This is a genomic window from Amycolatopsis sp. NBC_01286, assembly GCF_035982555.1.
GTDB lineage: Bacteria > Actinomycetota > Actinomycetes > Mycobacteriales > Pseudonocardiaceae > Amycolatopsis.
Map to the genome: position 1 here is coordinate 1,156,859 of NZ_CP108428.1, position 13,473 is coordinate 1,170,331.

Annotated in this window: 11 protein-coding genes; 6 read left to right on the forward strand and 5 right to left on the reverse strand. The window is 72.6% G+C overall.

Annotation, left to right across the window (positions count from 1 at the left end):
• Positions 1-73: 73 nt before the first annotated feature.
• Entirely contained in the window at positions 74-1,252 is a 1,179-nt protein-coding gene (locus tag OG570_RS05380) for a hypothetical protein (RefSeq protein WP_326955818.1), read from the reverse strand.
• Positions 1,253-1,446: 194 nt separating this feature from the next.
• Here OG570_RS05380 and OG570_RS05385 point away from each other — a divergent pair, with 194 nt between their 5' ends.
• Positions 1,447-2,526, forward strand: a complete 1,080-nt coding sequence (locus OG570_RS05385) for a neutral zinc metallopeptidase (RefSeq protein ID WP_442788244.1) — start codon at positions 1,447-1,449, stop codon at positions 2,524-2,526.
• Between the two features lie 3 nt (positions 2,527-2,529).
• On the opposite strand, the gene OG570_RS05390 is transcribed toward OG570_RS05385, so the two are convergent.
• Positions 2,530-2,964, reverse strand: coding sequence for a hypothetical protein (locus OG570_RS05390; RefSeq protein WP_326959885.1), 435 nt, complete (start codon positions 2,962-2,964; stop codon positions 2,530-2,532).
• Positions 2,965-3,079: 115 nt separating this feature from the next.
• The gene (locus tag OG570_RS05395) at positions 3,080-4,159 is read right to left on the reverse strand and encodes a potassium channel family protein (protein WP_247061127.1); all 1,080 of its coding nucleotides are present in this window, start codon (positions 4,157-4,159) and stop codon (positions 3,080-3,082) included.
• 91 nt (positions 4,160-4,250) lie between these two features.
• On the opposite strand from OG570_RS05395, the gene OG570_RS05400 reads away from it, so the two are divergent.
• Positions 4,251-4,619, forward strand: a complete 369-nt coding sequence (locus OG570_RS05400; RefSeq protein ID WP_247061126.1) for a DoxX family protein — start codon at positions 4,251-4,253, stop codon at positions 4,617-4,619.
• 125 nt (positions 4,620-4,744) lie between these two features.
• Here the strand turns inward: OG570_RS05400 and OG570_RS05405 are convergent, their stop codons facing one another.
• Positions 4,745-7,984 (reverse strand): ATP-dependent helicase, encoded by a 3,240-nt coding sequence (locus tag OG570_RS05405; RefSeq protein ID WP_326955819.1) that lies wholly within the window; start codon positions 7,982-7,984, stop codon positions 4,745-4,747.
• 76 nt (positions 7,985-8,060) lie between these two features.
• The gene (locus OG570_RS05410; RefSeq protein WP_326951773.1) at positions 8,061-11,234 is read right to left on the reverse strand and encodes an ATP-dependent helicase; all 3,174 of its coding nucleotides are present in this window, start codon (positions 11,232-11,234) and stop codon (positions 8,061-8,063) included.
• Between the two features lie 172 nt (positions 11,235-11,406).
• Here OG570_RS05410 and OG570_RS05415 point away from each other — a divergent pair, with 172 nt between their 5' ends.
• From OG570_RS05415 to OG570_RS05430, 4 genes are all read left to right on the forward strand, one after another.
• On the forward strand, positions 11,407-11,730 hold the full coding sequence (locus OG570_RS05415) for an MGMT family protein (protein ID WP_326946357.1): 324 nt from the start codon (positions 11,407-11,409) through the stop codon (positions 11,728-11,730).
• Positions 11,731-11,758: 28 nt separating this feature from the next.
• Positions 11,759-12,610 (forward strand): siderophore-interacting protein, encoded by an 852-nt coding sequence (locus OG570_RS05420; RefSeq protein ID WP_326955820.1) that lies wholly within the window; start codon positions 11,759-11,761, stop codon positions 12,608-12,610.
• An 83-nt stretch (positions 12,611-12,693) separates the two neighbouring features.
• Positions 12,694-13,128, forward strand: a complete 435-nt coding sequence (locus OG570_RS05425) for an SRPBCC domain-containing protein (protein WP_247061121.1) — start codon at positions 12,694-12,696, stop codon at positions 13,126-13,128.
• Positions 13,128-13,457 (forward strand): ArsR/SmtB family transcription factor, encoded by a 330-nt coding sequence (locus OG570_RS05430; RefSeq protein ID WP_247061119.1) that lies wholly within the window; start codon positions 13,128-13,130, stop codon positions 13,455-13,457. The genes OG570_RS05425 and OG570_RS05430 overlap by 1 nt, the downstream gene beginning before the upstream one ends.
• The last annotated feature ends 16 nt before the right edge of the window (positions 13,458-13,473 follow it).

The window sequence follows — 13,473 nt, forward strand, 5'->3', positions numbered from 1 at the left end:
CGCTGTTGGGGGGTCCAGGGGGGCTTGTCCCCCGGCTGGGGTCTGGGGCTCGGCCCCAGAAACCACAGCGACGTCACCATGCCTGCGGCGGCGTCACCCCGGCGGCGCGGGCCAGCTCGATGTCCATGCCCTCGCGGCGCATCCGCTGGTCCAGGTAGATGATCACGGTGACCAGCGCGACGAACGGCGTCGCGATGGTGCCGGAGATGACCTGGCCGACCGACGCCAGCAGCAGGTCGCCGGTGCTCGGCACGACCGCCGCGGCCGACGGGTTCAGCACCTGCTGGAAGACGCCGGTGCCGAGGGTGAACGGCAGCTGGATGATGTTGTTGAACAGGTACTCGATGATCCAGGCCAGCGCCAGGATGCCGAGCACGCGCCAGAACGAGCCCCTGACGAGCTTGACCGAGCGGGAGAACGCCTGCTTGAACGTGCCGCGCTCCAGGATCAGCGCGGCGCTGGCCAGCGCCCAGAACACGTACGCGAGCACGCCGGGGACGATGCAGAGCATCAGGCCGATCGTCGTGACCACCGAGTAGACGAGCCCGATGCCCAGCAGCGGCAGCAGCCGGGGCTGAACCTCGGCCCACGCGATCGAGAAGGTCACTTCGCGCCCGAGTGCGGCGCGGCCCATGACGGCGGCGAGGAACCCGTTGAGCAGCGTCGTCAGCAGTGTCGTGAGCGCCGCCGTCGGCAGGAGCACCAGGAACACGTCGCCGAACACGCCGAACACGGCGTCCCGCGCCTCCGCCTCGGTCGCGCCCGGGCCGAGCGCGGCGACCGAGGTCAGCTCGTCCAGGTCGGCGAAGAGGAACTTCTGCACGAGGAAGGTGATCGCGGCCGAGATCACCGCCAGCACCGCGCCGACACCCAGGATGAGCAGCGGGTGCCGGCGGATCGCGGTGATCGAGCCGTCGAGGATGTCGCCGATGTTGAGCGGGCGCAGCGCGATCACACCGGGCTTGCCCAGCCCGTGCGGGCTGAAGGCCCGCTGCTGCGGGAACTGCGGGTACTGCGGCGGCGGTCCGCCGTAGGGCATCTGCGGCGGGGTCTGCGGCTGCCACCCGGGCGGCGGCTGCGCACCGCGCGGGTCCGGGGCCTGCCAGCCGGTCGGCGGCGTCGACGGTGACTGATCGTAACTTTCCGGTGGCTTCGCCTCACCCGATCCAGGAGCGTGAGCCCGGGGCAAGCCCTGGCTCGGTGTCGGCGTGTCGGCGCCCTCTTCGCCGGACGCGCCACCGGTCTCTGTCATCGAAGCCCCTCGCCTGCGGTACCTGCTTGCGGACACTCTCTCAGAGCGGGTTGCACCCGGCCAGACCTGGGGTGACGTCGGTGCGCCGCGACCCTGCGCACACGGACGGGTGCGGGAGGCACCGTTCCCCCGGTAGGCTGAACGCCGGGATCGGGTACCCCCGGTCCGTACCGAGACCCTTCGGGACTGCCTAGATGACGCAACCGCCCCACGGCCAGGTACCGCCCAGCGGTTCCGTCCAGCCGCCGCCGGTGCCGGATGCGCAACCGGCTCCCGCGTGGCTGGGTCACCCGCACACCGTGCCCGCCGCGCCGCGACGTCGTTCGCCGGCCGCCGTGATCGGGGTGTGTCTCGGCGCCGTGGCCGTGCTGGTGCTCGGGCTGGTCGCCATCGTGGCGCTCAACCGCCAGGACACGCCGCTCGCGAACCCGGCCTACCGCGACACGCCGTCGTCCCAGGACATTCCCTCGCAGCTGCCCGGGGGCGCGGGTGCCCCGGCGTCGGCGTCGCCCGGCCCGTCGACCGAGCTGTCCACGCCGAGCGCGACCGGCCCGCAGAAGGTCCTCAAGCTGGCCGACCACCCGATCCTGCAGGACCCGAACGCCGGGCTGCAGAACCGCGTCTGCACGCTGCCGGCCTGGCAGAGCACCCAGGCGGGCGCGGAAGCCTTCTTCACCGCCGCCAGCAAGTGCCTGGACGCGGCGTGGGGCCCGTTCCTCACCGCCTACGGCCTGCCGTTCACGCCGCCGGCGCTGCACTTCCCGACCGGCGCGAGCTTCGAGACCGAGTGCGGCACCATCCAGGTCGGCATCGCGACCGCCGCGTACTACTGCGAGAACAACCTGTACGTGCCCTTCCGCGGGCTGCAGACCGACCAGTACGGCAACAACCCCGGCGTCTACCTGGCCCTGTTCGCCCACGAGTACGGCCACCACGTCCAGGAGGTCGCCGGGCTGATGGACGCGGCCTGGCAGAAGATCTACGAGGCCGGCCAGAACAGCCCCGCCGGGCTCGAGATGTCGCGGCGCAAGGAACTGCAGGCCCAGTGCTTCTCCGGGATGTTCCTCGGCGCGCACGTCGACCAGGGCGGCACGATCAACCGCGACATGTACAACAAGGCCTGGAACGACCAGGAGACCCGCGGCGACAACACCTCCCGCAGCCACGACCACGGCACCAACGCGCACTACGCGTCGTGGTGGCGGGCGGGCGCGACGAGCAACCGGATCTCCGACTGCAACACCTTCGCGGCACCGTCGTCCGAAGTCAGCTGAGGGTCAGCTGACCTTCGCGGGTTTGGCGGCCTTCGGTTTCGGCGGCAGCCGCAGCCAGGTGTAGACGAAGATCCCGCCCGAGAAGCACGCGAACACCAGAAGTGCGAGCCCGAGCGGGCGCCGCGCGTCCGACGCGCCGGCCGACGTGTCCGCCACCTGGACGGCGACCGTGCCCTGGTCCGGGAGCTCGTCCGGGACGCCGACGTCGACGCGCTCGTTCTGGCCGTGGCCGCAGCCGTTGAGCGTGCCCTCGTGGGTCTTGCCGGCGACGGTGAACCGGACGGTCTCGACGGGGTCCAGGCGGTCGCACGGTGCGGGCTTGATGACCTCGGCCGACACCGGTGCGCCGAGGTCGTCGTTGCTGATCCCGAGCAACCCGGGCCCGGCCAGCCAGGCCAGCAGGACGACGAGCACGCCGGCCGCGGCGGGGATCGCCACCGAGGGCCACTTCAGGGCGAGGGGTCGCGGGGGCACCCGGTCATGGTTCCAGATCCCGCGGGCAAAACCCAGGCGGCACGGTCTCGGCTCCGCAGGTCGGCCGGGCGAACCGGACCTACCGCTCGATCTTCTCCGTCTGCGTCACCTTCTTGACGTAGAGCAGCTTGTCGCCGGGCTCGATGGCGTCGGCCTGCGGGGAGTCGACGCGGTAGAGGACGCCGTCGCGGACCAGGCCCAGGACGAGGTCCGACAGGTGCCGCGGCGACCCGCCCTCCTCCGAAGGCTCGACCGCGCGTTCGGCGATGGCCAGCCCGGACTCCGGGGTGAGCAGGTCCTCCATGATGTCCACGACCAGCGGCGTCGACGTCGCCATGCCGAGCAGCCGCCCGGCCGTCTCGCTGGAGACGACGACCTGGTCGGCGCCGGACTGCTTCAGCAGGTGGACGTTCTCCGCCTCCCGCACCGACGCCACGATGTGCGCCTTCGGGGCGAGCTCGCGCGCGGTGAGCGTCACGAGCACCGCCGTGTCGTCGCGGTTCGGGGCGACGACGACCGCGCGCGCGTGCTGCACGGCGGCGACGCGCAGCACGTCGGACCGGGTGGCCGAGCCGTGCACGGCGACCAGGCCGAGCGCGCTCGCGGCGTCGAGGGCCTGCTGGTCGGTGTCGACGACGACGACCTGGCCCGGGGCGACGCTCTCGTCGCCGAGCAGCGCGTTGACGGCGGACCGGCCCTTGGTGCCGAACCCGACGACGACCGTGTGGTCGCGCACCTTCGTCCTCCACTTCTGGATCTTGAACGCCTGCCGGGAGCGCTCGGTGAGCACTTCCAGGGTGGTCCCGACCAGGACGATGAGGAAGAGCACCCGCAACGGGGTGATCACCAGCACGTTCACCAGGCGGGCGGACGACGTGGCGGGCGCGATGTCGCCGTAGCCGGTGGTCGAGAGCGAGACGGTCGCGTAGTAGAGGCTGTCCAGCAGGGACAGGCCGTCACCGTTGGCGTCGCGGTACCCGTCGCGGTCGACGTAGACGATGATCACCGTCAGCAGCAGCGCCAGGGTCGCGCCGATGACCCGCTTCATGATGGAGCGAAGGGGGCTGACCGTCAGCTCGGGCATCCGCAGGACGCCGACGAGCTCGTGGTCGGGCCGATCGGTGAGACTGCCGAGCGGCAGCCGCCTCAGGGCCCTCATGCACTGGCTCCCGCAGGCAGGTGTCGAGCGTCACTCACGCCCGGAGGATAGCCGAACCGGGCGGCGGCCCGCCGCGTGGAACGATGAGCCGATGGCTACTTCACAACGGCCCGCGCACGTCATGGCAGGTGCGCTGGGTTTCATGGGCGCTCTGCACTTCGCGGTCCCGAAGCCGTTCGACGGCCTGATCCCCCGCTCGCTCCCGGGCTCACGCCGGGCGTGGACGTACGGCTCGGGCGTCGCCGAGCTGGCCGTGGCGGCCGCGGTGGCGGTCCCGCGCACCCGCCGCCTGGGCGCCCTGGCGGCGGCCCTGCTGTTCCTGGGCGTCTTCCCGGGCAACGTGAAGATGGCGGTCGACGCCCGCCGGGCCCCGCTGCCGCAGCGAGCGATCGCGTGGGGCCGGCTCCCGCTGCAGTGGCCGTTGATCGCCTGGGCCCTGAAGGTCCGCGACGCGGCCTGACCAGCGTGTTTCGAGCCGGAACTCACGTGAGTGGGCCCGTATCCCGTGTGATTGGGGCCGTAAGTCGCGAGTTACGGCTCCAATCACGGTGGTTCCGGCTCTGATCACGCGGGTTACGGTTTCCGTCACGACTCGGGGAGGTTGCGGAGCAGGCTTCGGATGCCTTCGGCGTCCAGGAGGTCGGCCGGCCGGATCGTGTGGTTGGCGCGGACGTAGTGGAACGCCGCGCGGACCTGCTCCACCGGGACGTTCTTCAGCGCCGCCCAGGCCATCCGGTACGCCGCCAGCTGGACCGACAGCACCGCCTGCCGGGACTTCGGCGGGACCGAGCCCGTCTTCCAGTCGACCACTTCCCAGTAGCCGTCGGGATTCCAGAAGACGGCGTCCATCCGGCCGCGCAGGGTGATGCCCTCGACGTCGGCCGAGAACGTGATCTCGACGGCGTGCGGGACGCGCGCGGCCCACTCGCTCTTGTCGAACTGCGTCTGCAGCTCTTCGAGGCCGGGGTCCGGGATCTCGGCGAAGTCGGCGGCGCCCGGGAGGTCGTCGATCTCGATGAGCTGGTCGCCGCCGAAGCGGCGCTCCAGCCAGCTGTGGAACTCCGTGCCGCGGCGGGCGAAACTGTTGGGCGCCATCGGCAACGGCCGTCGCAGGTCCGTCGCGAGCTGCGCGGAGTCCTCGGCCAGCGCGACCAGCTGGCTCACCGAAAGCCGGGACGGCAACGGGACCCGCTTGATCTGGTCGTCCTTGCGCGCCCACTCCTCCAGCAGGACGTCGGTGTCGGTGAGCCAGCCGTCGGGATCGTCCTCTTCGGACGCTTCTTCCTCCGAAGACGCCGACAGCGCCTCGAAAACCAGGTCCACTCCACCTTGGACGCCGGTGCGGCGGTCGGCCAGCGGGTCGATCGGCCAGCGGGCCTTCCGCGAGTCCGAGACGAGCGGGTTCTCGTCGTCCGGCCCGGGCTCCGGCGCCCAGTCGCCGAGCTGCCCGACGCCGGATTCCCGGATGACGCCGGCGATCTCGGTCAGGAACTCCGACGGCCCCTTCGCCCGGCTGCTGCTCTCGTTCCACCAGTGCCCGGAGACGATCAGCGCGTGCTCCGACCGCGTCAGCGCGACGTAGCAGAGCCGCCGTTCCTCCGACTGCTCCCGCTCGACGAACCCCGCCTCGTGCAGCTCCAGTCCTTCTTGGACTTCCTTGCGGTCGTAGCCGTCGGCGATCCGCAGCTCGGGCAGGTCCTGGGAGTCGCCACGCAACGCGGCGGGCAACGACGTCGCCGTCCGCAGCCACGACGACGACCGCCGCCGGCCCGGGAAGACGTCCTGCACCAGGTGCGGCACGGCGACGACCTCCCACTCCAGACCCTTCGCCGAGTGCACGGTGAGCACCTGCACCCGATCCGGCACCACCTCGACCTCACCCGGGGTGAGCCCGTCTTCGGCGTGCGCCGCGGTGTTCAGATAGTCCACAAAGGACAACAGGGTCGCCGTCGGCGCCGTCTCGGCGTAGTCGGTGACGACTTCGGCGAACGCGTCCAGGTGTGCCCGCCCCGCCGATCCCGGCCGTGCCAGCGACTCCACGTCCAGCAGCAGCGTGCGTTCGACGTCGGCGACCAGCTCCGGCAGCGACTGGTCCAGCCGCCGCCGCAACGCGGCCAGCTCCCAGCCGACGCGCCGGATCCGCTTGTAGCCCTCTTCCGAATACCGTTCCGGCGAGCCGGGTTCGTCGATCGCGTCGATCAGCCCGGCCTGCTCGACGCGCTCCACGACCAGCTCGGGGCCGTCCGACTTCTCGGGACTCGACAGCTCCCCCGCGCGCCGCCACAACGCGGCGACGTCGGCGGCCGCGAGCCGCCAGCGCGCGCCGGTCAGCAGCCGCGCCGCCGCACTGCCGGAGAGCGGGTCGGCGAGCACGCGCAACGTCGAGACGAGGTCCGCGACCTCGGGTTCGTCCAGCAGCCCGCCGAGGCCGACGACCTCGACCGGCAGCCCGCGCGCCCGCAACTCGGCGGCGATCGGGGCCATGTCGGCCCGACGGCGCACCAGCACGGCCGCGGTCGGCGGCTTGCCGGTCCGCTCCTGCACGGCGTACCAGCGCCGGGCGAGCGCGTCGGCCACCCACTCGCGCTCGGCGCGGACGTCCGGCAGCAGCGCGCACGCGATGTCCGCGGGCCCGGCGCCCTCGCGCGCCCGCAGCCGTTCGACGCCGAGGCCGCGCGCCCGCAGCGGTTCGGCGATCGCGTTGGCGAGGTCGAGGATCTCCGGCGGGTTGCGGAAACTGGTCAGCAGCCCGAAATCGTGGGCGGGGGCGAGCTTTTCGCCGTCGAAGCGCGGGAAGTCCGTGGTGAAGCGCGGCAGGTTGGCCGCGCTGGCGCCGCGCCAGCCGTAGATCGCCTGGGCCGGGTCGCCGACGGCGGTGACCGGCATCGGCGGGTTCTCGACGCCGCCGAACAGCGCCCGCAGCAGCACGCGCTGGGCGTGCCCGGTGTCCTGGTACTCGTCGAGCAGCACCGAGCCGAACCGCTCCCGCTCGCCGCGCACGACCGACGGGTACTCGCTCGCCAGCTGCGCGGCCAGCGACATCTGGTCGGCGAAGTCCAGCGCGCCTTCGTTGCGCTTGCGCCGGTGGTAGGCCTCGACGAGCGGCAGCAGCGCGAGCCGGAAGTGCTGCGCCGCCATGATTTCCGTGAGCTTCTGCGGCAACGCGGCCCGCTGCCCCTTGGCGCGCGGGGCGTTCTCGATGACCTGGCACATCCACGACGTGTACTCGGCCAGCTTCTCTGTGGACACCAGGTGCTCGCCGAGTTCGCCGGCCAGGGCCAGGACGTCGGCGGTGACCGTCGGCGGGACGCGGTCGGTGTCCAGCTCGTTGTCCCAAGTGGACACCACGCGGTGCGCGAGCTGCCACGACGACGTCTCCGACAGCAGCCGGACGCCGGGCTGCACCGGCAGCCGGAGCCCGTGTTCGGACAGCAGCCGGCCCGCGTAGGCGTGGTAGGTGAGCACGGTCGGTTCGCCGGCGACCACAGTGGACCGCAGCCCGCCGGACGGGTCGAGCCGGTCCAGCAGCCCGGATCCGGCCAGCCGTCGCAAGCGTGCGCGGACGCGTTCGCCGAGCTGACGCGCGGCCTTGCGGGTGAAGGTGAGGCCGAGGACGCGGTCCGGGCTGACGATCCCGTTGGCCACCAGCCAGACCACGCGCGCGGCCATGGTCTCGGTCTTCCCGGCGCCCGCGCCGGCGACCACAAGGGACGGTTCGACGGGTGCGGCGATGACCGTGGCCTGCTCGGGGGTGGGCCGGTGCAGGCCGAGCGCGTCGGCGAGTTCGGCGGGCTCGACCGGGTTCGCGATGAGCAGTGGGCTCATGTGGTCACCTCGCGAGCTCGTGAGTGGTAATGAGGGTTAGAACCCTCATTACCACTCACGACCACCACACGCGAAGTCACGGGCCCGGTACCTGCCTGCCCTCGGGACGCAGCGGGCAGCAGCCGCGCGCCGGGCAGCGGTCGCAGTCCACGTTCTCCTGCGCCTGGTAGTCCGGGCCCGCCGCCGACGCCGCCGCGCCGCGGACCAGGTCCAGCCACTGCTTGCCGCCCACCTCGTCCATCGGCGGCTGCGACCGCTCGGTGGCGCCGGTCTTGTTGTTGGCCTTCGCGACGTACACCAGCCGCGCGCCGCCGGCCTCCGTGCGGCCTTCGATCGCACCCAGCAGCACCGCCAGCTGGTACGCGGCCAGCTGCGGGTGCTCCTCCGCGTCCTTGCCCGACACCGGGACCTTGCCCGTCTTGATGTCGACGATCACCGGCCGCCCGTCGGCGTCCAGCTCCACCCGGTCGACGCGGCCGCGCAGCAGCACCCGGACCTCGTCGGCGCCCCCGGCCGGCAGCTCGACCTCGATGTCCTGCTCGACGCCGGCTTCCTTCAGCTCCGCCCGGCTGCGCTCCAGCCAGGTGACGAAGTTCTGCAGCATCCCCTCGACCCGCCGGCGCTCCCGCTTCGAGAACCACGGCGCGCCGGCGTCGACGCGCACCCAGGCGTCGTCCAGCGCGGCCTGCAGCTCGGCGTCGGTGCTCCCGGACGCGACGGCCTGCGCGAGCCCGTGCACCAGCGTCCCGGTGACGGCGGCCAGCTGCGCCGGGTCACTCCCGCCGTGCCGCTCGATCATCCACCGCAGCGGGCACTTCGTCAGGATCTCCACTGTGGACGGTGAGATCCGGATCAGGTCGCCCGGCGGGTGCACCGGTTCGTCGGTGGACGCCGGGAGCAGGCCGTACCAGGTGCTCGGGTGCGCGCCGGGGACCTTGGCGTCGGCCAGCCGCGCGAGCTGCTTGGCCGCGCGGCGCCGGCGCGCCGGGTCGGCCTTGTCGTCGCAGACGACCTCGCGCAGGTCCCCCACCAGCTCGGCGAGCACCAGCGACCGGCCCGGCGGCTTCATCCGCGAGTCGAGGCCGCCGTCGTCGGCGCCGTTCTCCTCCAGGTCGTCGAGGAAGCGCGACGGCTGTTCGTCCTCGCCGGACACCGCGGTGACCAGCAGCGTCTCCTTCGCGCGGCTCATCGCGAGGTAGAACAGCCGCCGTTCCTCGGCCAGGATCGGCGCGGTCTGGGAGACGGCGTCATCGTCCACTCCGGACATCAGGTCCTTGAGCCGTTCCACGCCCAGCACGGATCCACGCAGCCGCAGGTCCGGCCAGGCGCCTTCCTGGACCCCGGCGACGGCGACGACCGTCCACTCGCGACCGGCGGCGGAGTGCGCGGTGAGCAGCGAGACGCCGTCGGCCGGGACGGCGGCCGGCGCGAGCGTGTCGCCCGCGATCTGTTGCGCGCCAAGGTAATCCGCGAAGGACGCGACGCTGGAGCGGGGCAGCCGGTCGACGTACCGGCCGGCCGCGTCGAACAGCGCGACGACGGCGTCGAGATCGCGGTCGGCCTGCGCGCCCAGCGAACCGCCGCGTTCGGTCTGCTTCAGCAGCTTCTCCTGCAGGCCGCTTTCGTTCCACAGCTCCCACAGCACCTGCTCGACGCCGTCGCCGCGGGCGACGGCCTGGTGCGTGACGCGCAGCAGGCCGCCGACGCGCCGCACGGGCTCGGCCTCGGCGTCGCCCAGCCCGATGAGGATGTCCCCGCCGCGCAACGCTTCCACGAGCAGGTCGTCACTCGAACGCTGCCCGCCGCCGGCCAGCTCCAGCCGGCGCAGACCGCGCCGGAGCCGCCGCAACGCCAGGGGATCCGCGCCGCCGAGCGACGATGACAGCAGCATCTCGGCGAGGTCGATGTCGAGCAGGTCCGGCGAGGGCGCGAGTTTCAGCACGGCCAGCAGCGGCCGCACCGCGGGCTGGCGCGCCAGCGGCAGTTCCTCGGTGGCCGACCCGATCGGGACGCCGGCCGCGCGCAAAGCGCGTTGCAGCACCAGGAAGGTCCGCGCCGGCGACCGGACGAGCACCGCGATCTCCGACCACGGCACGCCGTCGACGAGGTGGGCGCGGCGGAGCTGGTCGGCGATCCAGCTCGCCTCGGCGGCGGGCGTCGGCATCACGCGCACGCGGACGTTGCCGCCCGTGGCCCCGGCGGGCGGGACGATCTTGCGGTGCTGGGACAACCCGGGCAGCGTCGCACCGATCTTCGCGACCGCCAGCCGCACCGCCGGGGCGAGCCGGTGCGACGTCGTCAGCGTGATCGTGCGGCTGCCGTCCGGGTCGGCGTCGGCGAACAGGCTCGCGTCGGCGCCGCGGAAGGAATACACGTTCTGGTCGGGGTCGCCGGCGACGACGAACTCGGCCGCGGTGTGCCCGATCATCCGGACCAGGCTGGTCTGCAGCGGGTCGAGGTGGTGGGCGTCGTCGACGAACAGGTGCCGCACGCGCGTGCGCTCCCGTTCGCGCAGCTCGTCGTCGTCCTCCAGCGCGAGCAGCGCGGAGGTGACCAGCTCGGCGGCGTCGAGGGCGGGCGCGCTCGCGACGCCCAGCGCGTTGCCGCCCGCGCCCTGCAGCTGCGTGACCTCTTCGTACTGGGCCCAGAAGAGCCCGGCGGCGAGCCACTCCTCGCGCCCGCGGCGGCGGCCCAGCTCGGCGAGGTCCGCCGGCCCGAGCCCACGCTCGGCCGCGCGCATCAGCAGGTCGCGCACCTCCTCGGCGAACCCGGGCACGATGAGCGCCGGGCGCAGCTGCTCCGGCCAGTTCTCGGCGCCCTCGTCGAGGTCGCCGGCGAGCAGCTCGCGGACGACGACGTCCTGTTCGGCGCCGGCGAGCAGCCGCGGCGCCGGGAGCTCCGCGCCCATCGCTTCCAGCCGCAGCAGCGAATACGCGTACGAGTGGACGGTCCGGACGAGCGGCTCGCGGACGGTCCGGGGCAGCGGCCGCGCCAGGTCCGGGTCGGCGGTGAGGCTGCGGGTGATGTCGGCCCGCAGCGCGTCCGCGGCCTTGCGCGAGGTGGTCAGCACCAGCACGCTCTCCGGGTCGGCGCCTTCGGCGATGCGGCGGGTCGCGGCCGACGCCAGCAGCGTCGTCTTCCCGGTGCCGGGCCCGCCGAGCACCCGCAGGAAACCCCCGGGTGCGGACAGTACGCGCCGAGCGCCGGAATCCCAGGTGAACGTGGGCGCCTCGGCGATCGGCGGGCGCACCAGCCGCGCGTTCGCCGGTCCCGTTCGCCTGCCGTTCACCCCGCGATGGAACCACGTCCGGAGTAACGGGCGTCGCACCGGCACACCTAAGCGCGGGCGTGTCCGGTGAAGGTCACCGCCCGTGCGACGGGCGGCATCGGAAAGTGTCGTACCCGTGCGGCAGAGTGGGGGCATGGACGACGTTCTGCACGAGCGGGTGCGGGAGATCATCGAGTCGGTGCCGGCCGGCACGGTCGCGACGTACGGCGACATCGCGGCGCTCTCCGGCGCGCCCTCACCGCGGATGGTCGGCGCGATCCTCGCCGAGGACGGGCACGACCTGCCGTGGCACCGGATCCTGCGCGCCAACGGCACCCCGGCGCCGCACCTGGTCCACGACCAGCTCGAACGACTGCGCGCGGAAGGCGTGCTGGCCGACGGCCAGCGCGTCGACCTGCGGAAATACCGTTGGCAACCGGAGGGTGCCGCGGATTCCGAGCCGGGAGGACTGTTCTGACGCCTATGAATTAGGTTAGCCTCGCCTAATGACGACGCAGGTGGAGCGACCGGCACTGACGTACCACCGGGCCCGCGTGAGGATGGTCCGGCCGATCACGCCGCACACGGTGCGCGTGACGTTCGAGGCGGCGACCTTCGCCGAGGTGCCCGCCGGGGCGCCGGACCAGTACGTCAAGGTCTTCTTCCCGCTCCCCGGCCAGGAGGCGCCGAACCTGCCGGACACCGGCTCCGACGTCCTGTCGTGGTACCGCACGTACCTCGCGATGCCGGACGGCGTCCGGCCGCCGATGCGGACGTACACCGTGCGCGCGCACCGGCCGCGGTTCGCCGAGATCGACGTCGACTTCGTGCTGCACGGCGACACCGGCCCGGCCTCGGCGTGGGCGTCCCGCGTGACACCGGGCGACCGCGTCGCGTTCCTGGGCCCGCACGGCCTCTACGACGTCCCGGCCGGCACCGATTGGCAGCTGCTGACCGGCGACGAGACGGCGTTGCCCGCGATCGGCGCGATCATCGAGCAGCTCCCGGCCGGCGCGCGGCTTTCGGCGTACATCGAGGTCTCCGGGCGCGAAGAGCGTCAGACGTTCGAGACGCGCGGAGCGGTCGAAGTCCACTGGCTGGTCCGCGGCGCGCGGCCGCACGGCGAGGCGTTGCTGGAAGCGGTCCGCGCGGCGACCTTCCCCAGCGGGACGCCGTATGCGTGGGTGTCGGGCGAAGCGGGCGTGGTGAAGCTCGTGCGCCGGCACCTCGTACGGGAGCGCGAGGTCGACAAGCAGCGGATCTGCTTCACGGGCTACTGGCGGCTCGGGATGAGCGAAGAAACCGCGAGCCGCGAGTCGTTCCGCGCGGTCGAAGCGGGCGAACTCCCCGAGGACTGACGCCGTAAGTGCAACCCTGGGGTTGCACCGCACTCCGTCATGTGCAACTGTGGCATTGCACATGAGACGACGAAGGAGTGCGCATGAGCACCGACAGCATCGAACGCGAGATCGTGATCGCCGCGAAGCCGGCCAAGGTCTGGCCGCTGGTGGCCGAGCCCGGTTTCTGGGCGACCGACGACGAAACCGTCCAGGGCACCATGGCCGAAGAGGGCCAGACCCTGGTCGTCACGCACTCGGAGCACGGCGAGTTCCCGCTGCGCGTCGAGAAGGTCGACCCGCCGCACTACCTCGCCTACCGCTGGGTCAGCGCGTTCCCCGGCGAGGAGCTGCGTGAGGACAACTCGACGCTCGTCGAGTTCACCCTGACCCCCGAGGGCGACGGCACCCGCCTGCGCGTCGTCGAGAGCGGCTTCGCCACCCTGCCGACGTCCGACGAGAACCGCCGCAACGTCGTCAAGGACCACACCGGCGGTTGGGAGCAGTGCTTCACCACCCTCGCCGCCCGCGCCGAATAATGGCTCACGACGTCGTCGACGGCGTCCTGGCCGCACTGGCCGATCCGACCCGTCGTCAGCTGCTGGACCTGCTCGCCGCCCACGGCCAGGCCACCGCGACGACCCTCGCCGGCGGCCTCCCCGTGTCGCGCCAGGCGATCGTCAAGCACCTCACCGTCCTCGACTCGGCCGGGCTGGTCGGCAGCGTGAAGATCGGCCGCGAGGTCCGCTACGCCGTGCGTTCGGAAGCCCTGGACGCGACGGCCCGCTGGATGACCTCGCTCGCCGCCGACTGGGACCGCCGGCTGGCCAAGATCAAGCGCCTCGCGGAGGCCGCCGAGCAGGACTGACTTCCCCTCAAGGAGA